The sequence below is a fragment of the Chryseobacterium sp. T20 genome, assembly GCF_047345655.1.
GTDB lineage: Bacteria > Bacteroidota > Bacteroidia > Flavobacteriales > Weeksellaceae > Chryseobacterium.
This window is the reverse complement of record NZ_JBLFDU010000007.1, coordinates 144,694-165,493: the sequence shown is the minus strand read 5'-3', so window position 1 is coordinate 165,493 and position 20,800 is coordinate 144,694. Positions and strand designations below refer to the sequence as shown.

At 35.9% G+C, this 20,800-nt stretch carries 23 protein-coding genes; 8 read left to right on the top strand and 15 right to left on the bottom strand.

All coding sequences use genetic code 11. The features are described 5' to 3' along the window. Positions 1 to 214: 214 nt before the first annotated feature. The gene (locus ACMA47_RS16680) at positions 215 to 1,312 is read left to right on the top strand and encodes a TauD/TfdA family dioxygenase (protein WP_034698140.1); all 1,098 of its coding nucleotides are present in this window, start codon (positions 215 to 217) and stop codon (positions 1,310 to 1,312) included. A gap of 308 nt (positions 1,313 to 1,620) precedes the next feature. Here ACMA47_RS16680 and ACMA47_RS16675 read toward each other — a convergent pair whose 3' ends face one another. The 9 genes from ACMA47_RS16675 to ACMA47_RS16635 form a co-directional block, all read right to left on the bottom strand. Further along, entirely contained in the window at positions 1,621 to 2,433 is an 813-nt protein-coding gene (locus tag ACMA47_RS16675; RefSeq protein ID WP_413930673.1) for an alpha/beta hydrolase, read from the bottom strand. Positions 2,434 to 2,616: 183 nt separating this feature from the next. After that, positions 2,617 to 3,594, bottom strand: coding sequence for a 3-oxoacyl-[acyl-carrier-protein] synthase III C-terminal domain-containing protein (locus ACMA47_RS16670; RefSeq protein WP_413930672.1), 978 nt, complete (start codon positions 3,592 to 3,594; stop codon positions 2,617 to 2,619). 127 nt (positions 3,595 to 3,721) lie between these two features. Beyond that, complete coding sequence (locus tag ACMA47_RS16665) at positions 3,722 to 4,303, bottom strand: Crp/Fnr family transcriptional regulator (protein WP_413930671.1); 582 nt, start codon at positions 4,301 to 4,303, stop codon at positions 3,722 to 3,724. A 50-nt stretch (positions 4,304 to 4,353) separates the two neighbouring features. Continuing rightward, entirely contained in the window at positions 4,354 to 4,875 is a 522-nt protein-coding gene (locus tag ACMA47_RS16660) for an N-acetyltransferase family protein (protein ID WP_413930670.1), read from the bottom strand. 17 nt (positions 4,876 to 4,892) lie between these two features. Beyond that, the gene (locus ACMA47_RS16655; protein ID WP_253316018.1) at positions 4,893 to 5,474 is read right to left on the bottom strand and encodes a nucleosidase; all 582 of its coding nucleotides are present in this window, start codon (positions 5,472 to 5,474) and stop codon (positions 4,893 to 4,895) included. 35 nt (positions 5,475 to 5,509) lie between these two features. After that, a complete protein-coding gene (locus tag ACMA47_RS16650; RefSeq protein ID WP_413930669.1) occupies positions 5,510 to 5,884 on the bottom strand; it encodes a hypothetical protein in 375 nt (124 codons plus the stop codon). A gap of 107 nt (positions 5,885 to 5,991) precedes the next feature. Further along, positions 5,992 to 6,693, bottom strand: a complete 702-nt coding sequence (locus tag ACMA47_RS16645) for a DsbA family oxidoreductase (RefSeq protein ID WP_413930668.1) — start codon at positions 6,691 to 6,693, stop codon at positions 5,992 to 5,994. 259 nt (positions 6,694 to 6,952) lie between these two features. Next, positions 6,953 to 8,119 (bottom strand): MFS transporter, encoded by a 1,167-nt coding sequence (locus ACMA47_RS16640; RefSeq protein WP_413930667.1) that lies wholly within the window; start codon positions 8,117 to 8,119, stop codon positions 6,953 to 6,955. Positions 8,120 to 8,125: 6 nt separating this feature from the next. After that, the gene (locus tag ACMA47_RS16635) at positions 8,126 to 9,055 is read right to left on the bottom strand and encodes an alpha/beta hydrolase (RefSeq protein ID WP_413930666.1); all 930 of its coding nucleotides are present in this window, start codon (positions 9,053 to 9,055) and stop codon (positions 8,126 to 8,128) included. A 159-nt stretch (positions 9,056 to 9,214) separates the two neighbouring features. Between ACMA47_RS16635 and ACMA47_RS16630 the strand changes: the two genes are divergently transcribed. Next, a complete protein-coding gene (locus ACMA47_RS16630; protein WP_413930665.1) occupies positions 9,215 to 9,598 on the top strand; it encodes a winged helix-turn-helix transcriptional regulator in 384 nt (127 codons plus the stop codon). Between the two features lie 82 nt (positions 9,599 to 9,680). Here the strand turns inward: ACMA47_RS16630 and ACMA47_RS16625 are convergent, their stop codons facing one another. Beyond that, positions 9,681 to 10,865: an MFS transporter gene (locus ACMA47_RS16625; protein ID WP_413930664.1), complete on the bottom strand. Its 1,185-nt coding sequence runs from the start codon at positions 10,863 to 10,865 to the stop codon at positions 9,681 to 9,683. Between the two features lie 244 nt (positions 10,866 to 11,109). On the opposite strand from ACMA47_RS16625, the gene ACMA47_RS16620 reads away from it, so the two are divergent. Next, the gene (locus ACMA47_RS16620) at positions 11,110 to 11,841 is read left to right on the top strand and encodes an MBL fold metallo-hydrolase (protein ID WP_413930663.1); all 732 of its coding nucleotides are present in this window, start codon (positions 11,110 to 11,112) and stop codon (positions 11,839 to 11,841) included. A 17-nt stretch (positions 11,842 to 11,858) separates the two neighbouring features. Here ACMA47_RS16620 and ACMA47_RS16615 read toward each other — a convergent pair whose 3' ends face one another. Both ACMA47_RS16615 and ACMA47_RS16610 read right to left on the bottom strand, forming a co-directional pair. Then, a complete protein-coding gene (locus ACMA47_RS16615) occupies positions 11,859 to 12,200 on the bottom strand; it encodes a helix-turn-helix transcriptional regulator (RefSeq protein ID WP_413930662.1) in 342 nt (113 codons plus the stop codon). 519 nt (positions 12,201 to 12,719) lie between these two features. Next, positions 12,720 to 13,349 (bottom strand): CatA-like O-acetyltransferase, encoded by a 630-nt coding sequence (locus tag ACMA47_RS16610; RefSeq protein ID WP_413930661.1) that lies wholly within the window; start codon positions 13,347 to 13,349, stop codon positions 12,720 to 12,722. Between the two features lie 197 nt (positions 13,350 to 13,546). On the opposite strand from ACMA47_RS16610, the gene ACMA47_RS16605 reads away from it, so the two are divergent. From ACMA47_RS16605 to ACMA47_RS16590, 4 genes are all read left to right on the top strand, one after another. Continuing rightward, the gene (locus ACMA47_RS16605) at positions 13,547 to 14,419 is read left to right on the top strand and encodes an NAD(P)-dependent oxidoreductase (protein WP_413930742.1); all 873 of its coding nucleotides are present in this window, start codon (positions 13,547 to 13,549) and stop codon (positions 14,417 to 14,419) included. Positions 14,420 to 14,430: 11 nt separating this feature from the next. Next, positions 14,431 to 14,877, top strand: coding sequence for a PPC domain-containing DNA-binding protein (locus ACMA47_RS16600; protein ID WP_413930660.1), 447 nt, complete (start codon positions 14,431 to 14,433; stop codon positions 14,875 to 14,877). A gap of 47 nt (positions 14,878 to 14,924) precedes the next feature. After that, entirely contained in the window at positions 14,925 to 15,509 is a 585-nt protein-coding gene (locus tag ACMA47_RS16595; protein WP_413930659.1) for a Crp/Fnr family transcriptional regulator, read from the top strand. An 86-nt stretch (positions 15,510 to 15,595) separates the two neighbouring features. Continuing rightward, positions 15,596 to 16,663 (top strand): SDR family oxidoreductase, encoded by a 1,068-nt coding sequence (locus ACMA47_RS16590; RefSeq protein WP_413930658.1) that lies wholly within the window; start codon positions 15,596 to 15,598, stop codon positions 16,661 to 16,663. A 222-nt stretch (positions 16,664 to 16,885) separates the two neighbouring features. Here ACMA47_RS16590 and ACMA47_RS16585 read toward each other — a convergent pair whose 3' ends face one another. Genes ACMA47_RS16585 through ACMA47_RS16575 form a run of 3 tightly spaced genes read right to left on the bottom strand, consistent with a single transcriptional unit; the run spans position 16,886 to position 18,905 of the window. Next, positions 16,886 to 17,692, bottom strand: coding sequence for a helix-turn-helix domain-containing protein (locus ACMA47_RS16585; RefSeq protein ID WP_413930657.1), 807 nt, complete (start codon positions 17,690 to 17,692; stop codon positions 16,886 to 16,888). A 15-nt stretch (positions 17,693 to 17,707) separates the two neighbouring features. Beyond that, on the bottom strand, positions 17,708 to 18,109 hold the full coding sequence (locus ACMA47_RS16580; RefSeq protein WP_413930656.1) for a GlcG/HbpS family heme-binding protein: 402 nt from the start codon (positions 18,107 to 18,109) through the stop codon (positions 17,708 to 17,710). A 4-nt stretch (positions 18,110 to 18,113) separates the two neighbouring features. Further along, entirely contained in the window at positions 18,114 to 18,905 is a 792-nt protein-coding gene (locus ACMA47_RS16575) for an SDR family oxidoreductase (RefSeq protein WP_413930655.1), read from the bottom strand. A 204-nt stretch (positions 18,906 to 19,109) separates the two neighbouring features. Here ACMA47_RS16575 and ACMA47_RS16570 point away from each other — a divergent pair, with 204 nt between their 5' ends. Then, positions 19,110 to 20,561: a S41 family peptidase gene (locus ACMA47_RS16570; RefSeq protein WP_413930654.1), complete on the top strand. Its 1,452-nt coding sequence runs from the start codon at positions 19,110 to 19,112 to the stop codon at positions 20,559 to 20,561. Positions 20,562 to 20,800 lie beyond the last annotated feature (239 nt).

Here is a 20,800-nt window from a genome sequence, read left to right as displayed (position 1 = left end):
AAGTTTTGTAATGTGATTTTTTAAATCTGTGAGTTGTTGTGGTTTTTTCGATATACGATTATATATATCTGATAGTCAGGTTTTTAAATTTTACATTTTTTATTATATTTTATTTGGTGATTACGTAATTATTACTAAATTTGAACCAGCTATTGTTATTTAGAATAATTAAAAACAAAGATAAAAATTATTACTTAACACCAAATTTTTTTTAATGAATTCTACAGAAATTTTAGATAAAGACTGTTTAACAGCGGTAAAACTGCTTCCTACGGTCATAGAAGTCACCTCTCAGGAAAGAAGAATGATAAAAGATGCAGCTCTGCATCTTCAGAAAAAGTATGACAATTATGAAAACCGTGATTTTATAAAGCATGTACATCAGCTGGCGTCTTATTTCTTACCGGAGAGAATTTTAAACATAGCGGCTGATTTTGCGAGTGACTTTTCAAAAAATCAGTATGGTGCCCTGATCTTTACAGGATTAATGGATATCGATCAGGAGGATATAGGCTCTACCCCTCCGAATTGGCAGGCGGCAGATTATTCAAAATTTAATTTATATGGTTTTGCATGTGCACTTATTCACGGGGCACTTCCTTCAAAACCTGTACAATATTATTCACAGCGTAAAGGCGGTGGACTGATTCATGCCATCATTCCTGATGAAAAAATGAAGGAAACACAAACAGGATCAGGGTCTTCAACAGATTTATATGTACACACTGAAGATGCTTTTCTGAAACATCAGGCTGACTATTTAAGCTTTATGTATGTAAGAAATGAGGAGCAGGTTCCTTCTACCCTTTACTCTATCCGTTCTCATGAGTCTATCGGGGACAATTACAGACCTCTTTTTGATCGTATTTATAAAATCCCGAAGGATGCCAATCTGGAAACGGCAGAAAATGAAGAAGAAACATTAGATTCTGTATTATATGGTAATTATAGTCTTCCGTTTATGAGATTTGATGCTGCCGAGCAGCTTTTCAATTCGAGTATAAGACAATCTGATGAAGCACAGAATACACTTCATGAGTTCTGGGAAGAAGCAAGACATTTGATTTACTCAGGATTTACGCCTCAGGCAGGAGATGTTATTCTGGTAAATAATCATTTATGTGCTCACGGAAGATCGGCTTTCCGTGCGGGAGTACGAAATATTGACGGTATAGAACAGCCGTGCGAAAGAAGAATCATGCTTCGTATGATGAGTAAAGTGAGCCTTATTGATATGAGAGCGCACACGCTTACAGAAGATCCGTTCTTTGTGATAGAGGAACATTTGGGTAAAAACTTTCAACACTTTTAAAATGCAGTTTAGTTAGCATTTTTGAACATCAATCAATAGTAAATCCTTTTTGGGCATAGCTCAAAAGGGATTTTTTTATTTGATTTTAAGTTTTGGCTAAAGCCATCGGAATTTATATTTATTTATTAAAACGGGCTAAAGCCCATTCCTATTGAATATTTAAAACATTCAATGTTTTATGATCCTAATTATTATTTCAAAAAATTTCAGACTGGTTTTATATCAATAGAAGCGGGCTTTAGCCCGCTTGTTTTATTGTATTTGATTATTAGGCTTTAGCCAAAACCTAAAAATTACCTTTAGCTATTTTACTGTTTAAAAAACCTGTCAAACAAAGACAATTGTTCAGATAATGATCTGCTCCAATATTCGGTAACATGTCCTCCCAAAGATTCGGTATAGAGATGCTGGATTTTCATTTCTGTCAGTTTTTTATGAAAATTTCTGTTCATATTGATCATTTGGGTATCTTCTGTTCCACAATCGAAAATATATTGCTGTCCGGCTCCTGCCATTACCTTTATTTTGCTGTCAGTAAGGAAATTTGGATTGATAGATTCCAAAGGTCCCAGTACTTTATTCACCATATATTTCTGATACCCTTCTCCGAAAGAGTTAAAATCCAACGCTCCACAAGAACTTCCTAAGATACCAAATGTCTTATTATAAGTCACTCCGATATTGGTTGCGCCATAGCCTCCCATACTCCATCCCAGAATTCCACGGAATTTCTTTTCTGCTTTCACAGGATAATTTTTATCAATAAATTCAACCAGTTCTTTTCCGATAAAGGTTTGGTATTGTGAGTCTTTAACGATTGGGCTATCTACATACCACGAACTGTAATTCCCATCCGGAAGCACATAGATCGTTTTCAATTCCTGTGCTTTTTTTACCAGATCCGGAATGTCCTGCTTAATGATTCTGTCCGGATTTCCACTGAAACCATGGAGGATATAAACAGACGGATAGGTTGTATTAGGCTGAAGATTGGGGGTAATAATTACTGTTTTGATTTTCTTATTCATTTTAGGACTGAAAATTTCCTGATGAATAATCTTTTGTGCTGATAACTGAATACAGGCAGTCAGTACAAATACAATGTTGATAAGCTTCTTCATGTTGAAAAATGTTTAATTAATGATCATCACAGGTCTCTAAATAACAGAACACATAGCGTACCAATGACCTTTTGACAGGACAAAATTGCGGTAGAAAAAAGAGAAAAGCCTCAACATATGTTGAAGCTTTTGTTAATTTATTTTGTTTTAATACTATGGGATCAATTTGCAAAATGGTGATCATTAGTATCTCCAAAGCATTAACCCTGCCTGATAACCTGTTCCCAGCGTCCATATGAGAATATAATCTCCTTTTTTCAAACGCTTTACTTCTTTTTGATATTTGTGTAAAGCTAAAAATGGACTGGAAGCTCCGGTATATCCCAGTTCTTTAGAGTAAAAAGGAATTTTTTCCTCTGGCAGCTGAAAATAACCCCGGATCATATTGATATTCTTTATGGAAAATTGTGAAAATAAAAACAAATCAATCTGTTCCAGGTTGATCTGATTCCGTTTTAAAAACTGTCTGATATTATCCACCGCAAAATTGACACTTCCCATTCCGTCAAAAATACGGTCCCAGGTTGCCAGATCACCATGACGATGATCCGAGCTTCCTTTAGGCGGATAGAGTACGGTATTGCAGAAGCTACTGTCTGTATGATACAATACGTCTATTAATCCTGAGGCAGAATCCCCGTCATTTTCTACGATGAAGGCAAAAGCGGAATCTGAAAGACAAAAAGCTGTGGTTGGGTTATCAGGGTCTAATATCGTTGAAAATTTTTCAGCACAAACGACTAAAGCATTTGTCCCTTTGCCAGTTCCTTTTAAGTATTTTGATACCTGATCCAGTGCTATAAACCCTCCAATACAGTTGGCATTAATATCATAACATAAAGTATCAGGTTTTCCCTCTAATGCATCATGGATATGGATAGCATCACAGGGAATATGATGTTCTGGAGAGCTGCTCACAAAAATAATAATATCGATATCGAGAATAGAAATATTACTTTCATGAAGAACTCCTCTTGCCGCTTCTATTCCCATGGAAAGTGAAGTTTCAAAAGAATTCTCCGCAACAATAAAACGGTCTTCCCTGCCTAAAGCATTCTGGATTTTTTGCATTGAAATTTCCTGAAGTTCAAAGCGCTCAATAACAGTAGCATTATTCTCTACAAACTCAGGATGATAGAAATACGTGTGGTGTAGTTTCATGATTTGGGTTTATTTTTTTTATATCTCTTAATTGTGATATAGCACAAATTTAACATAATAATAAAATATATCCCAGTAACATGAAATAAATCATTTCATAACTGATCCTTAAAAATATTTGAAAAATTTAATCAGTATTTATTTCCTTTTTGATCCGGCTTAATTGTGTAGGTGTTATTCCAAGATAAGAAGCAATGTGATGCTGTTTCAGTCTGTTATATAAAGATGGGTTTCCCAGTAACTGTAAATATCGTTTTTTTGCAGTTTCATATTTCAGGGAGACTTCCAATGGTTCTTTTTTTACCACCCAGTTTTTCTCCAGATAATAGAGATGAAAAAGAGCCAGGTCATGGTGCTTTTCCAGCAATTCACGGTAGGCTTTTGCAGGGTATTGTATTACTGAGCAGTCTTCCAGTGCTATGATATTGAAATCGCTGGGTTCATTTTTAATAATCGCTGCTGTGGAAGCTACAAAACTGTTTTCTTCAAAGAAAATTTTGTAAATATTGTTTCCCTCTTCATCCACGGTATAATACCCGATCAGTCCGGATTTGATGAAATAATAATATCTAGCCATGGATCCGGATTCCAAGAGAAGATCATTTTTATGATAATATTCTTCCATACAGATATCCAATAAATCCTGAATTGTTTCTTCGGATAAAGGATAATACTGATTAATATGTTTTACAAATTCTGAATGGTTCATTTTGGTAGACATCATTATCTGTGAAAATCTGTGTTATCTGTGGGCAAAAATTAGTCCAACATTTTTTTCATCATTAGATCTGTCTGTTCTTCTTCCCCAAGCCTGAAAATATGCTTATCAAACTCCACAAATCCGTTTTTTCTGTAAAATTGTAAAGCTCTCAGATTTTCCTCCCAAACTCCCAGCCACAGATAGGATTTCTTGAGTTGCTGAGCCGTTTCCAAAGCCTGATCATACAGCAGCTGTCCTACTTTTTTACCATGATGGCTTTTCTTCACGTAGATTCTCTCAATTTCAAGACTGGTATCATCCTGAAGTTCTGTCTGAGCATTTCCTGTATTTACCTTCAGATATCCCACCGGATGGTCTTCTTCCCAGGCAATATAGAAATGAGAATCAGGATTATTGAGCTCAGATTTTATTTTTTCAGTATTGAAACTTTCCTCCAGATACTTTTTCATGGCCTCCTCTGTATTATCTTCTGCAAAAGTTTCAGAAAACGTCTGTATTCCCAAACTTTGTACAATTTCTACGTCTTCAGCCGAGGCTTTGTTAATAATGATTGAGCTCATGATGGTAAGATTAAATGTTATGAAAAGAGTATTTTCTTAAAAGCTTCAGAAGCCAGGTGAACCTGTACACTCCAGTCGTCTGCCGCATCACTTCCGGCATCATCGGAGATATATTTTAAACATAGAAACGGAATGTTTTCCTTTTGAGCAATCAATGCTAATGGATAAGCTTCCATATCTACAATATTATAATCAGTTTCAGAGTGGTTCATTTCAAAACTGTCACCACTTCCACAGACACCTTCTTTCAGGGTATCCATTTTAAGACCGTATTCCAATACAGGCGGTACTCCGGATAATGGTGTTTCATACAATTGAAACCCTAATCCTCTTACATCCATATCTCTCTGGATGAATTTTGTACAGCATACCACTTCTCCTTTGTGAAATCCTTTACTTCCAGCAGAACCTAAATTCACGATCAGTTTAGGTTTTCTTGTATGAATTTCTTTGGTTAATTCAATCGCTGCATTTACTTTTCCGATGCCGGTAATTAATTTGTTTTTATCGTCAAAAACGGTTCCTGCTTCGGAATCTAATGCAAAAACAAAAAGGGTATCATCTATTGAATAATGACTTTCGTTGTTAATTTTTATCATTGAGAAATCAGATTTATACAGCTATTTACACTGTATTACAAAGATACAACAGGTTTTCCTTTTTTTGCATTAAGAACGATAAATATTAAATAACATACAATAAAAAGAAACAAAGGAATCTTGAATGCAAAATAATTAAACTTTTCTATGGGAGTTTGCACTATCCTGCTCATAATGGGTGAAAGCATCATCATAAAACTTAAGATTGTTATGGGTACTTTATTTTTCCATCTTGTAACATTAAGTATAGCACCTAAAAGCCCTAATATAGCAAAAATTTGCTCCATATTCCAGAAATCAAAAGCAGTAAATAGAAGCCAAAAAATAAATGGTAATCCTATCATTTGTCCCATTAAAATAATGAACAGGTAAGAAATAATTGAGGTATATCTAAAAATGTTAATGTTCATTTTCTTAAATCTTAAAGGATTTCATTGAAGTCTTTCAAATATATAAATATTCAATTATATACCTAATTAAAAACCCCAAAATAGTTTTATTTTGGGGTTCTCATATCTTAGATGCTGCATCCATCTGCATCACAGGAAGCTCCGTTTTCACCGGAAAGATCCTTAAACGGGCTCACGGTTTCTTTATACGTTTGCTGAAGGGCATTTTCAAATACTTCTGCAGGCTGCGCTCCGGAAACTGCATATTTTCCATTCAAAATGAAGAAAGGAACTCCGGAAATCCCATTGTTTCTCGCCTCCTGAATATCCTGGTTGACTTCATAATCCAGTTGATCTGTTAGAACCGCCTGTCTTGCTTCTTCTTTATCAATTCCTAAATTTTCAGCAAGATCAACCAGAACTTCTGTATCTCCCACATTTTTACCATCAATAAAATGGGCAATAAATAATGCTTCTTCCATTTCATTGGATTTGTTATGCTTTTTAGCTAAATGAAGCAGTTTGTGGGCACTGAAGGTATTGGTGATCAAAGTTTTCCCAAAATTAAAATCAATTCCGGATCCTTTTCCCATTTGAGTTACCTGTCCAAGCATTTGGGTAGCCTGAGCTTCAGGGAAACCTTTCTTTTCTCTGAAATATTGCAGGGTATCCTGAGTTTCTTTCGGATCTAAGCTTGGGTCCAGTTGAAAACTCTTCCACTCTACTTCTACTTCATCTTTAAAAGGAAGTTTATTCAAAGCCTGTTCAAAATTATTTTTTCCGATATAACAAAACGGACACATCACGTCCGACCAGATTTCTATTTTCATTGTATTTAATTTTACATCAAGAAACGGTTTAAACTTATCAAAAAATATTCAATATCTATTAAAACCATTAAGAAGGATTTAAGAGATAAAGTATAGTTAAGATGAATCATTCCGATTTTTAAGCTTAAAGCGAAGCTCATCTCAATACTCTTAAACTCTCATTAAATCTTAATGGTTCAAAAATAAAAGCTTAAACCAATTTCAAATTAGTAGTACAAAGATAGTCTATTTTATTTAATGTAACAAAAATTATTACAGTTTAATTCTGACAAGTGGATAATACCTGATTTCTTTTCTCTAATACCCCTTTTAAGATCATCATCAAAAAAGCTAGAAGCCCAAAAATGACACCTATCCAGGGAATATATTCTACTCCTTTTGTAACAATTACCCATCCTCCGATGGTAGTTCCCACCGTGACTCCAAGGTTTCCGAAAGATGTGGCCAAACTATTAGCAAACTCCAGTGACTCCGGTGCTGAAGAAATCATGTAAGTAGATGCATTCAAGAAACTAGGTGAATACAGAAATCCCCAGATTCCGATAACAGCCATCGTTGCCCATATATTTCCGTCAGAAAAATAGAGAAGAACAGGCACTACAATAGTTCCGGAAAGAAAAATAGCGGTGGTACCTGCCACATTTCTATTCAGCATTTTTCCGGCTACTCCATTGGCGAATACTCCGATAATTCCAAATAACAGAAGCATATAGCTTACCATTGAAGTATCCATTCCTTTGGCTTTGTTCAGATAATCTGCAAAATAACTGTAGGTAGAAAACCAAGCTGTAATCATAAAAAAATTAGTCATCGTACTGAGTACAAAGGGTGGTTGCTTCAATATTCTGATCTGATTTCCATAAGACTTTTTCTCTTTCACAGGCATTGGAGGAAGCATAAAATAAATGACTACCAGAGCAATCAGACTCACCACAGTTTGTATCATAAATGAATATTCCCAGGACCAAAATCCCGCAATCCAGGTCGCAAAAGGTACTGTTGTTACCATGGCAATGGCTACTCCGTTAAAAACAATTCCCATTAATTCATTCTTTTTCCGTTCATCGGCCTGAGATACCGCCACAGATAATGCAGTCGCAATATACACAGGCTGAAGGAATGCAGGCAAGATTCTCACCAGCATCAGCAGCCAGAAAGGAGGCGAAAAAGAAGACACAAATCCTGTAATCAGAAACATGAAAATAGCAGTGAGCATTATTTTCTTACGGTCAAAACCTGAGGTAAGCAAGGTCATAAAAGGTCCTGTAAGCGCAATAATTAAAGCAAAAGCACTCAAGAGATATCCTGCTTTGTCTATACTGATCTTATAATGTTCTGCAATCTGCGGGAGAATTCCGATCACCCCAAATTCTGTTGTAATAACCGCTATAAATCCGAGACAACCAATGTATGCATATTTCTTCATGATCCTTTATTCCTCAGATTTTAAGTTTTGATGGGCAAATTCAGCCATTTCATTCACTGCTGACTGTACTTCTTCTAACAGTTCTCCCATGTGCATAAATCCGTGAACCATATCTTTGTAAAGGCTTGTTTTAAGTTTTACTCCCGCATTTTCCATATTGGCAGAAAGCTGTTTCCCATCATCCAGTAAAGGATCATGTTCAGCCAGAATGATTAAAGTAGGTGGTGTTTCTTTAAAATCTTTGATTAAAACAGGAATTGCCAGAGGATTATCTTTCTCATCTTCCGGAAGATATCCTGCCCAGGCTTCAATACCCCCTTGTTTATTAAGAACCGGGCCGTTTTCATAAGTTTCCCAGGTCTTTGAGTTCAATTGATTGTCTACTGCAGGGTAAATCAAGGTCTGAAATTTCAATTGTTTTCCGAGCTGAGTAGAAACTGCCGTTGATAAAGCTGCTCCGGCACTGTCACCTATGATTCCAACCTTATCAGGATCGATTCCTAAAGATTCTGCATTTTCAAATACCCATTTTACACCATCAATACAGTCATTAAATCCTGCTGGAAAAGGATGTTCGGGAGCAAGGCGATAATCTATAAAAATAACTACAGATCCTGTTTTATTAGCTATCTTACGGACTACAGCATCATGTGTTTCATAACCACCTGCAATAAACCATCCTCCATGAATATAAATAATAGCTGGTGATTGTTGAACATCTCTTCCTTTAGGACGGTAAATCCTAATAGGAATCTGATGATTATCCTGTGGAATATGCAGTTCTTCAATCATAGCTACTGATTCTTTCTTCCCACTAAGCTGAAGAGACATGGTTTCAAGAAATTTGCGTGCTCCGTCTAAAGAATCCTGAGGATTGAAGGGCTGTATAGTTTCTAAATGATTTAAAATCTGTGTTATTTTAGGCGTTAATTGCATTGTATTTTGATTTAAGTTGTTATTGTTTCTGCTGAGAACTTGAGCGCTATTGTCCTTCCTATTGCAGTTATTTTCTGTTTTGATGAACAAAATTAAATCTCAAACCTTACATTTGCATTGTATACGGCTAAATGTATGGTACTAACAAATTTGTAAGTTATGGGCAAGATCAAAGAAAATTCAACGAATAATATCAATAAAAAATATATCCAGGGATGTGATCTGAGCTATGCAGTATGCAAAATCGGAGGACGTTGGAAGCTGATCATTTTAAATAAGTTAAAAGACGGAAAATTACGTTTCAGTGAGCTTAGAAACTCTATTTCAGGAATAACGGAAAGAATGCTGACGCTTCAGCTGAGAGAACTTGAAAAAGAAAGCCTGGTAAAAAGAACTGTCCATGCTGAAGTTCCGCCAAGAGTAGACTATGAACTGACAGCTATTGCCAGAGAACTGATCCCCATTTGGAAACAACTTGATGAATGGGGCGGAAAACACAGAGAACTGATGCAGATACAGGAAAACGCAGAAGAATTATCATAAAAAAGCTTCGGGGGATTTTATCGCAGATAAAATCCCCCGAAGCCCAAAATAGGTTAAGTATAAAACAAATATACTTTTACCTTTATGCTTTATTCACTCTTTTACAAAACAGGATGTGCGCTATCAAAGCCAGAATTCCAAAGACTGTTCCTACGAAACATACCCCGGTCCATTGAGCCTTTTGCCAGGCAATAGATGCCAGCCAGGTTCCCAGTGATCCTCCGATGAAATAAGATACCATATACACGGTATTCAGTCTGTTGACCGCATTTGATTTTATCAAAAAATAATTGGTCTGGTTCATAATATGACTCGACTGTACTCCCAAATCTACAAGAATCACTCCGACAATCAGACCCCAATAGGTTTCTCCGGCAAAATAGGTAAAGCCCCAGCTTCCTATCACAATCAATAAAGAGTACAATATAATCCTGTTAATATCCAGATACTTTTGAAGCTTTCCTACTTTGGCTGCAGCTAAAGCACCTACAGCTCCTGCTAATCCAAAGCTTCCTACTACGGAAGATCCGGCATTAAAAGGAGGCTTCTCCATGTGAAAAACCAATGTGGTAAACAAAGCACACATAGACCCGAATGCCATAGCCCCACGGAATGATGCCAGCTGAAGAATCGGTTGTGTTTTGGCAAGTTGGGCTACAGAACGCATTAGTTCTTTATAAGTTCCTTTAAAATTAGGAGACAGCTCAGGAAGCATTTTATAAACAGCTAACCAAACAAGGATCATCAGTCCTGCTGCAATTCCAAACATGGCTCTCCATCCCCAGACTTCCCCTACAATTCCACCCACAAAACGGGACAGAAGAATTCCCAATAACAATCCGGACATGACCAATCCGATGTTAGAGGATTTTTCTTTATCAGATGAAAGCTCAGCTGCAATAGGGACAAACAACTGCGGAATAACCGATGTAGCTCCGATCAGTAAACTGGCAGCATACAACATCCACAACTGAGTAGCAAAAGTCATCCATAAAAGTGAACCGAAAACCAGACACAAATCAATTAAAATTAATTTCTTGCGGAAAAACTTATCTCCCAACGGAACTATCAGCAGCAATCCTAATGCATAGCCAATCTGTGTAAGGACAGAAATTTTACTTGCCGCACTTTCAGAAACCTGAAGTTCTTCAGAGATGAGTGCCAATAAAGGCTGATTATAATAATTGTTGGCCACTACAAGCCCGGAAATAACGGCCATAAGCCAGATGACCGTCCGGGAAATACCCTGGGAAGAACTCTCCTGCATTACGTATAAAGTTTTTATTTGAATTGAAAGTCATCTGACAGCAGATCGTCAGATTTTTAAGAGATCAAAGATAATCATTAAAAAAAGAAATTTTCCGGTCTTATCTTTTACATCCTTATGAATAATCCGTAATACTGTGATAAGTAGAATGATTTCAGCATTCTGCCTCTATGATTGTTTTTATTGATCATATATATCGATGAAAAACCTTTTGAATATTAGAAATATTAAGGAAATTTGCAGCATGAAAATTATTCCACTTAAAGAAGGCAATTTTTCTGCAAGCAAAACCAAAGATTTTACGCTATTAACAGAAAAAAATTTTGATACCATCGGAGGAATCAAAATGTCTGTTCAACCGTTTCTTATCATTACGGAAAATGATTATATCCTTTTGGATGCAGGGATTGGCTGGAAAAATGAGTCCGGAACAACGGTGGTCTCAGAAATTCTTAAAAAGGAAAATATTCGTCCTGAACAGATCACAAAGTTATTGATTTCCCATCTTCATAAAGATCATATTGAAGGAGCTGTAAAGCTTACAGAAAATGGTTTTGAAGCTGCTTTTCCAAATGCTCAGATCTATATCCAGAAACGCGAGCTGGATTTTGCAATGGAAAAGAAAGGTAATCCTTCTTTTGATTTTGATATATTAGAAAAATTGATTCAACTTCCCAATATTATCTGGATGAATGAAAACCGTGGACAAATCACAGACGAAATTTCATATGAAGTAGTTGGTGGACACACTCCTTTTATGCAGGTGTTCTGGATCAGAGAAAATGATGAAACGGCTTTCTACGGAGCTGATGATCTTCCTCAGGCTTCTTATTTAAAATACCATTTAGCCTATAAAAGTGATTTCGATGGCAGAAAAGCAATGGAGTTAAGGCTTCAATGGGAAAAAGAAGCAAGAGAAAACAATTGGAAAATTCTTTTATACCATGATTTGGATAAAGCCATAGTAGAAGTATAAATGCAGAAAAAAATGGTTTAAATTTCATTAAACCATTTATAGATATCAAATTCAGAAGGAATATTCAGTTTTTTCCTGATCCTGTTTTTCCTGTTCTGTATTGCTTTTGGAGTGACAAAAATACAGGTTGCAATTTCCTTGGTGGTCATATTGAGCTTAAGATAAATACAAAAGATCAGTTCAGAATTTTTAAGGGAAGGCTGTATATCAGATAACTTTTTAAAAAAATCGGGATAAACCAATCTGAATTTATTCAAGAGACGAGGAGAATTTGCTTTGGCCAATGCCATTATTTCGTCTTGTACAAGAATCTTTTGGGTTAAATCCTCTAAGTTAGTTTCAGGTGTTCTATTTTTCATAATACTTTTTCATCTCTTATTTCAGATACCACATCTCTTGTGTATCTGTACAAAGTCTTTTTTTCACTGTTCAATTTGTGTTTTACTGAATCAATACCGGGAACAAAATAATTTTTATGTATTCAAAATTCTATAAGTTTTAATTAATATTACGTAACAATTTATGGTTTATAGCTCACAATTATTGAACTATTTTGTTAAAAAAATAACACCTATGAATTTCTTTCCATTTTTACACAGGCAAAGAAAGAAAAAATGATTAAAATTTTATTAAATACGTGTACCACATAGATACCACGTTATATTTTGAGCCAAAATATCATAAATGCTTTTATCAGCCCGTTCTCCACTATTTGCGTTGTTATTTTGATACGAAGTAAATGTAGTGGGTTATTGCATTAACTTTTTATGATCTCGATCAATGTTTTCAGCATATTTACTACAGAAATGAATAAGGATGCATCCATAAAAAAGCCGGATTTATTGTAAATCCGGCTTTTTTATGAATTATATCTTTTTTTACTCTTGATCAAGTTCTTTCTGAAACGCTTCCAGATATCGGGAAAGATGAATTCCATCTGCCAATCCGTGATGAGCTTCAATAGACACCGGAAGATATTTTCTCCCTTCTCGGATGTTGAATCTTCCAAAAGCAATTTTAGGAACCGATTCTGTGGTATTAAAATCTGTTGGATGCAATATCGCACTGAACGAATTCCATGGAATGGTGGTGTGTCTGATGTGGTCCTTTCCAATCCTTTCATTACTTAATCTAAGGCCTGTAGTTGCATGAACACCTTTTATCTCCTCCTGCAGAGCTGCATTGAATGTTTCGAAATCTTCTGAGAAAGGTGTGAAAGAAAAACCGAAAGTACCATCCGGTCTGCCAATCGTACTGCCGGCATGAACGGTATCAAACTGTATCACCTGTCCATCAATAATTCTGAGCTTTAACTCATCCACAGTATTGATTGCCACCATAGATTTGTGGAAATAATAGGCAAAAAATGAATACCCTTTTTCTTTTGCAATATCATATGCTTTTGTACAGTCTACCTCGGTTGTAAATCCAAAATAAGGGCTTGCCATACCAGAAAAAAAATCAAAATGTTCTTTTCTGTTCCAGTTCTCTATATCTACGATCTTCATTGATTCTTATTTGCTGCAAATTTCTGAAAGTTTATCCGGTTTTAAAAGTTTATCCTTAAAAATATAATTAAAACTTAATTTTGTAAAGTACCTATTTGGTCGATATTTTGCTGCAAAACAGACGTATTTTATACTTTCATTGATTTACTTTTCAACTAACTCCTTTTCATCCAGGAGATTGAAAACATACAAACTTAATTAATAACAAAATAAAAGATAGGATAATGGAAAAAGTCGGATTCATCGGATTAGGAAATATGGGCCATCCTATGGCAAAGAACATTGAAAAAGCAGGATTTTCCCTTTCAGTGTATAACAGATCATCAGAAAAAGCCAAAGATTTTGAAGAAAAGTCTTCAGTCTGCACCCAAATTAAAGACCTTGTACAAAACAGCGATATTATATTCACCATGCTGACCAACGACAGTGCTGTAAAAGCAGTATATAAAGAAATTCTTCCTTTAAACATTCAGGGAAAACTCTTTGTGGATATGAGTACTATTTCTCCGGAAACGTCCACAGAAACCGCTGCAACTCTCAAAATAAAAGAAGCGTCTTTTATTGATGCTCCGGTAGCAGGAAGTACTTTACCTGCAAAAGAAGGAACGCTGATCATTATGGCAGGAGGTGAAGAAAACAACATCCAGCGCGCCATGCCTTATCTTTTGAAAATGGGAAAATCTGTAAAACATTTGGGTGAAAACGGAAAAGGAATCGCAGGAAAACTGTCTATCAATTATTTTCTGTCCACTATCTATCAGGGACTGGCGGAAACTGTTTTATTAGCCGGAAAATTAGGAATTGAACGATCAGATATGCTTGAAATCATCAACGAAAGTGCCAGCGGAAGCGGTGCTACCAAAGTAAAAACACCGATGCTGATTGCGGATCAGTACGCTCCGGCATTTGCCCTTGATCTGATGCTGAAAGACATTCTTCTCGCTAAAAATGCAGGGGCAGATTATCCTCTGTCCGAAGCTTTGATTCAAACGTATCAAAATGCGCACAACAAAGGTTTTGGTGAAGATGATGTGATTGGAATCATCAATTATTTGAAAACAATAGGATAAATACAGAGATTATGAACTACAAAGGAAACCGTTGGTCTGCCAGAAAAACAGATCAGATTTACATCGTGAGCCTTGATAATCATTCTAATATTGTGGAAGCTTTAACGGATTTTATTCAGGATCAAAATATCCAGGCTGGAGAAGTAACCGGAATTGGAGCTGTAAGTGAAGCCACTCTACGATTCTTTAATCCAACAACCAAAAAATATGTAGACAAGACTTTCAAAGAACAGATGGAAGTCACCAACATTTCCGGAAATGTTTCTGAAATAGAGGGAAAATTGACTTTACATCTTCATATTACATTGGGAAGAGAAGATTATACGGCTTTGGCTGGACATCTTCTGGAGGCGAAAATTCAGGGAGCGGCAGAATTTATTTTCTATCCGTTGAATACAAAGGCTGTCAAAATTAAAAATGAAGAAATAGGCATCAACCTCTATGATTTTGAAAAATAATGTTTTTATGCATTTGAAAATAGTAATTTTAATGAAATATTTATTGGATGTTTGAAGTGCTACTTTCCCATATCGAAAATAAGGTTGATATCACAGACGAACAGAAAAATCAGGTTCAGTCTTTTTTTACCCTTAAAAAACTTCGCAGAAAACAGTATCTTCTTCAGGAAGGAGATCTCTGCAAATCACTCTCCTTTGTAAGCAAAGGACTGCTGAAATCTTATTTTCTGGATGAAAAAGGAAACGAGCACATCAATATGTTTGCCTTCGAAGGCTGGTGGATTTCAGACTTCAACAGTTTTATCAATCAGGAGAAGTCCGTTCTGAATATTGATGCTATTGAAGAAACAGAAGTCCTGATGATTACCCTGGAAAACTATGAAAAAATGATGCTGGAAATTCCTGTGATGGATCGCTATTTCAGAATTTTATATCAAAACAGTCTTGTGACGAAAGATTACAGACTCATTGTTTCCAATAGCTATACGGCAGAAGAAAAATATCTTCAACTGGCACAGAAGAATCCTGAAATGATCAAAAGAGTTCCCCATAACCTTATTGCTTCTTATCTTGGTCTTGCTCCTGAAACTGTAAGCAGAATCCGTAAAAAGAATTTTTTGAATAATCCTTGATCCAGATCAATCCAAATGCATGATCCACATCAAGGGTAAAAGCCTTCTGTCACCCATAATTTTGTACAAGAAATTTTACAATACTTATGGAAAATATTGCATTGGTAGTAGGCGCTACCGGAATCACAGGAAGTAACCTTGCAGAAGAATTGATTGCACAAGGCTGGATAACATACGGATTATCCAGAAATCCGAACACCAATATTGATGGTCTTCACCCCATTAAAGCAGACCTGATGGATGAGCAGAACCTTACTGAAGCTCTGGAAGAAATCTCTCCTACTCATATTTACTTTACCACATGGATGCGGAACGATACGGAAGAAGAAAATATCCGTGTGAACAGTCTATTGGTGAGAAATCTGCTAAACGTCTTATCTCCTAAAAAATCAGTTCAGCATGTAGCTTTGGTTACAGGGCTTAAACATTATCTGGGACCATTCGAGGCTTATGCTAAAGAAGGAATTTTACCTGAAACACCTGTCAGAGAAGAACATCCAAGACTTCCCCTTCCCAACTTTTATTATGCACAGGAAGACGAAGTGTACAAAGCCTCAGAAAGAGATGGTTTTACATGGAGCATTCACAGACCTCACACCGTAGTTGGATATGCTGTAGGAAATCTTATGAATATCGGAACTACATTGGCTGTATATGCCAGCATCTGCAAAGAAACCGGAAGAAAATTCATCTGGCCGGGCTCAGAAGCTCAATGGAATGGAGTTTCGGATGTAACTGATGCAAGAATACTGGCTAAGCAATTGGTTTGGGCATCATCTACAGAATCTGCAAAAAACCAGGCTTTTAATATTGCTAACGGAGATGTTTTCCGATGGAAATGGCTTTGGAATAGACTGGCAGACTGGTTCGGTGTAGAAGCTGAAGGTTTCAACGGAACGATAAGACCTCTCGAAAAAGAACTGGAAAACGACAACGATGTATGGACAACCATTGCAGAAAAATATAATCTCAAAGAGAAGAACCTTAACCGTCTGTCGTCTGCATGGCATACTGATCTGGATCTGGGAAGACCACTGGAAGTGATGTGTGATATGTCTAAAAGCAGAAAACTGGGCTTTACAGCTTATACGAGTACAGAAGACTCTTTTATTAATGTCTTTGAAAGACTGAAATCAGAAAATATGATCCCTTAATAACTTACAGGAAAACGCAAAGAGGCAGGAAATTACAAATGATTGATAGATTCTCGCAGATTAACGGGCAATAAAATACTGCTTTGAAATATTCAGGATTAAATTTTATCGGAGATAAAATCTTTGCGTCATAGAACAGTCACATTGTAAAACCTTTCTTGCGTCTTTGCATTTTTCCAACAGTTACATTATAGTATAATTGTGTTTTTTAATGGTTAAAAGTTATACCTCTGTAGTAGTCACCCCAAATTTCTTTTTGAAAGAAGAATAAAAGTGAGACAAATTCTCAAAACCCAGATCAAGATAAATATCTGAAGGTTTTTTATCTCTGTTCTTAATTAAATAATACGCTTCTTTCAATCTTTTCTCTTTCAGCCATTGCTTGGGTGTCATCTCAAAGGTTTTACTGAAATCTCTTTTAAATCCCGAAAGACTACGTCCTGTAAGTCTTGCAAAAGCATCTACAGATACATTGAACATGAAATTTTTGTTCATAAATTCCTTAAGATCAATTTTATGAGGTTCAGAAAAATCAAAAAGAAGATTTCTAACATCCGGATTACTCAGCAAAAGTAACTCTATGGCTTCTTTTACCTTTATTGCAGCCAGCTTAGGAGGTATTTCCTTTGTTTTATTTATGTAAGGAATAAGAGAAGTAAAATAGCTCTTAAAAAAATCATCAGGCTCAAAAAGCAACCGTTCATTACCCGTAAAACTTGTACTTACAGTTATTTTATTTTCTGTGGCATACTGTCTCAGCGTTTCATCATCCAGTGTAATGGAAACAAACTGATACTTTTCATGGCTCGAAGGATATTTTATCGTTCTGATCAGTTGATTTTTCCTGACCAGAACTACTGTATTCTCTTTAATTACCGTTTTACCATGCTCATGAAAAGCATGAGTCTCTCCAGAGATCTGAAATCCCAGAAAATGATCCGGAATAAACTCCTCATGCCCTCTGTAAGATTCAAAGGCGCATGAATAAACCAGTTTATCAAATATGATCTCAGAAGTATTTTCCATCATACAAATATCTGAAATTTAAGCGATAGCATGAGCTCCCGCCTCTGCAATTTCTTGATCCTGCTCCGGGCTTCCTCCTGAAGAACCAATTGCACCAATCATCTTTCCCTCCGTATTCTTCAGAACAACGCCTCCTGCAATAGTCAGAAGCCCTTCATTTGAATTCAGCATTCCATACCCATGAAAACCAGTTTCTGAAATAATGTTCCCCATCACCTCACTGTTGACTCCAAACATAACGGCCGTTTTTGCTTTTTTAACGGCAAAATCAATTACTCCATACACACTATCCAGTCTTGCCAAAGCAATAAGGTGTCCTCCAGTATCTACCACAGCAATAGTTACAGGAATATTCATTGATAATGCTTTTTCTTTGGCTGCCTGTAAAGCTCTTTCTGCCGTTTTATAATTCAACTCCATGATATTAGCTTTTTGCGGTCCATGCCTCTGACTGAAGCTGTTTTACAAACTCTTCGGTTTCCTTTGGGTGCACATTTCTAAAATTACTGTTGTCATCTAAAGCAACATTTACAATAACATCTGCCATAGACTGCGGATCAAGCTGGTGTGCTAGAGATTCTGCGGCTCCTTCAAACGCTGATTCCGGAGTAAAGTTTATTTTCGGATCATACCAATGGAAAATAGAATCTACTCCCCTGTCATTGAAACCTGTTCCAAATACACCAGGATTACAAGTTGCAATCTTGATATTGAATGGAGCTAACTCAGTTCTCAATCCTTCTGCAATAGATTCCAGCGCATGTTTTGAAGAACAATAAGCAGCAACATAAGGAACTGTCCATAAACCTCCCATTGAAGAAGTGAAAACAATCTTTCCACTTTTCTTTTCTACAAACTTTTTGATATATCCCTGTGCAAGATTCAATGCACCAAATACATTCACTTCAAACATAGAACGGATGATATCTACGGGCTGCTCTGCAATCGGGCCGCCTTCCATAATTCCGGCATTGCTGATAAGAACATCAATATCATTATATTTCTTTAAAATATAATCTACATCTCTCTGGCTCGTTACATCCAATTTGTCCACTGTAAGATTCACATTCTGTTCTTCAGCTTCACGGATTAAATCACTCATCTGAGGATAGACCTGCGTAGTGGCGATTACTTTGTGTCCTTTTTTAGCAAGATCAAAAGCTGCTATCTTTCCAAATCCGCTTGCTGCACCTGTAATTAAAATTGTTTTACTCATTGTATTCTTTTTTAATGATGGTACAAATTTCAAAGATTTTAAGAAGGTCAATATTGCCTGAAAGTTCATTTTTATATTGCTGAAAAGCTCAGAAAATATATCAGAAAAGAATGTCTTTCCCGATTAACTCTCCTTTTTACATCATAAAAAAATAGAATTATCGTTAGATTTGTAACCTTTACAATAAAAACTAATAACTAACATATGCTTAAAATTAAAACACTCCTTTTAATTTTTATCACCTCTTCTTCTTTTGGCTTGGCTCAAAACTGCAATTGTGAAAGTAATTATCAGTGGGTAAAAAAGACCTTCGAGGAAAATGATGCCGGATATCAGTATATCATTGATAAAAAGGGCATTTCAGCTTATCAGGCTCATAACAATGACTTTCTGAACAGAATCAAAAATGTAAAATCAGATACAGAATGTCATCAGACCATCTATGAATGGCTCAAATTCTTCAGATCCGGGCATTTTTCCATTTCAAAAATCGAAAATAAAACCAAGGAAACACCGGCTGTAGTAGTGAATGAAAATATCAAAACCGAACTGATAAAAGTAGACATTGAGAAGTTCAAAAAAGAAGCGTTATCTAAAAAAGAATCAGACATTGAAGGAATCTGGGAAACTGATCCTTACACTATAGGAATTAAAAAGTTTGGAGATATCTACAAAGGCTTTATCATCACGTCCGGAGCTGAAAACTGGAAACCCTATGAACTAAAATTAATTTTCAACGCTGACAAAACCAAAGGAACTTATTATCTGAGAAATAAATCCGGACAGGAAATAAATAACATACGTTTAGTTGGAAAAAACTATCTTGAAATCAATGACTTTACCCTGAAAAGAGTTTCTCCTAAATTTGAAAAAGAAGAAGGAATTGAAACGCACTATCAGGCAATCACAGCTCAAAAACCTTTCCTGAAGGAGCTTAACAAAACGACTTTACTTTTGAGAATTCCTTCATTCAATGGTGCTTTGAGAAAAGATATAGACAGTGTCATTACAGCCCATCAATCTAAAATTGAAAGTACAGAAAACCTTATTATTGATATCAGAAATAATGGAGGTGGTAGTGATAACAGTTTTGCCAAAATTATTTCCTATCTCTACACCAATCCTATCAGAAGTGTCAGAACCCAATTTTATTCTACGAAACTGAATAATCAGAGAATGCTAGACCTTTATGAAAATTACCAGAAATATGGAATCCCTGCAGAGGAAAGAGAGTATCTGAAGAAAGCCTATGATAAGCTCAGCCAGAACCTGGGTAAGTTTGTAAGCCTGCAGGACGATGGGAATTTGGTAGGAATCAATAAAATGGATAAAATTTCACCTTACCCAAAAAATGTAGGGATCATCATCAATAAAGGAAATGGCAGTACTGCAGAAGAGTTTCTACTGGCCGCTAAACAGAGTAAGAAAGTAAAACTTTTTGGAACTACTACTGCCGGAGTTCTGGATATTTCCAATATGTATTTTCTCAATTCTCCATGTAACGAATTTAAATTCGGATATGCACTCTCCAAAAGCTTCCGTATTCCGGATATGGCTATTGATGGAAAAGGTATTCAACCAGACTATTTTATAGACCAATCCATTCCTGATTATCAATGGATTGATTTTGTAAACGATGTGTTGAATGAAAAATAAATTATACAAGCTGTTTCTATCGGAAACAGCTTTTTATGTCTTTTAATCTTTACAGCATCATTAATATCAATAGAAACGGGCTGAAGCCCATTTAATAAAAAGAAATATCACCATTGGCTTTAGCTAAAACCTATTATAAATAATTATCCATACAATATGAAATGCTTCATAAGATCTCATACCACAAAAATTAAAAAATAAACACTTTATTGTAAATTGGTTAAGTTTTTGAAGCTTAT

Bases quoted from the DNA above. Each gene is read 5' to 3' on its own strand.
- ACMA47_RS16680 (WP_034698140.1), top strand. From the start codon at position 215: ATGAATTCTACAGAAATTTTAGATAAAGACTGTTTAACAGCGGTAAAA.
- ACMA47_RS16675 (WP_413930673.1), bottom strand. From the start codon at position 2,433: ATGAAGAAGCTTATCAACATTGTATTTGTACTGACTGCCTGTATTCAG.
- ACMA47_RS16670 (WP_413930672.1), bottom strand. From the start codon at position 3,594: ATGAAACTACACCACACGTATTTCTATCATCCTGAGTTTGTAGAGAAT.
- ACMA47_RS16665 (WP_413930671.1), bottom strand. From the start codon at position 4,303: ATGAACCATTCAGAATTTGTAAAACATATTAATCAGTATTATCCTTTA.
- ACMA47_RS16660 (WP_413930670.1), bottom strand. From the start codon at position 4,875: ATGAGCTCAATCATTATTAACAAAGCCTCGGCTGAAGACGTAGAAATT.
- ACMA47_RS16655 (WP_253316018.1), bottom strand. From the start codon at position 5,474: ATGATAAAAATTAACAACGAAAGTCATTATTCAATAGATGATACCCTT.
- ACMA47_RS16650 (WP_413930669.1), bottom strand. From the start codon at position 5,884: ATGAACATTAACATTTTTAGATATACCTCAATTATTTCTTACCTGTTC.
- ACMA47_RS16645 (WP_413930668.1), bottom strand. From the start codon at position 6,693: ATGAAAATAGAAATCTGGTCGGACGTGATGTGTCCGTTTTGTTATATC.
- ACMA47_RS16640 (WP_413930667.1), bottom strand. From the start codon at position 8,119: ATGAAGAAATATGCATACATTGGTTGTCTCGGATTTATAGCGGTTATT.
- ACMA47_RS16635 (WP_413930666.1), bottom strand. From the start codon at position 9,055: ATGCAATTAACGCCTAAAATAACACAGATTTTAAATCATTTAGAAACT.
- ACMA47_RS16630 (WP_413930665.1), top strand. From the start codon at position 9,215: ATGGGCAAGATCAAAGAAAATTCAACGAATAATATCAATAAAAAATAT.
- ACMA47_RS16625 (WP_413930664.1), bottom strand. From the start codon at position 10,865: ATGCAGGAGAGTTCTTCCCAGGGTATTTCCCGGACGGTCATCTGGCTT.
- ACMA47_RS16620 (WP_413930663.1), top strand. From the start codon at position 11,110: ATGAAAATTATTCCACTTAAAGAAGGCAATTTTTCTGCAAGCAAAACC.
- ACMA47_RS16615 (WP_413930662.1), bottom strand. From the start codon at position 12,200: ATGAAAAATAGAACACCTGAAACTAACTTAGAGGATTTAACCCAAAAG.
- ACMA47_RS16610 (WP_413930661.1), bottom strand. From the start codon at position 13,349: ATGAAGATCGTAGATATAGAGAACTGGAACAGAAAAGAACATTTTGAT.
- ACMA47_RS16600 (WP_413930660.1), top strand. From the start codon at position 14,431: ATGAACTACAAAGGAAACCGTTGGTCTGCCAGAAAAACAGATCAGATT.
- ACMA47_RS16595 (WP_413930659.1), top strand. From the start codon at position 14,925: ATGTTTGAAGTGCTACTTTCCCATATCGAAAATAAGGTTGATATCACA.
- ACMA47_RS16590 (WP_413930658.1), top strand. From the start codon at position 15,596: ATGGAAAATATTGCATTGGTAGTAGGCGCTACCGGAATCACAGGAAGT.
- ACMA47_RS16585 (WP_413930657.1), bottom strand. From the start codon at position 17,692: ATGATGGAAAATACTTCTGAGATCATATTTGATAAACTGGTTTATTCA.
- ACMA47_RS16580 (WP_413930656.1), bottom strand. From the start codon at position 18,109: ATGGAGTTGAATTATAAAACGGCAGAAAGAGCTTTACAGGCAGCCAAA.
- ACMA47_RS16575 (WP_413930655.1), bottom strand. From the start codon at position 18,905: ATGAGTAAAACAATTTTAATTACAGGTGCAGCAAGCGGATTTGGAAAG.
- ACMA47_RS16570 (WP_413930654.1), top strand. From the start codon at position 19,110: ATGCTTAAAATTAAAACACTCCTTTTAATTTTTATCACCTCTTCTTCT.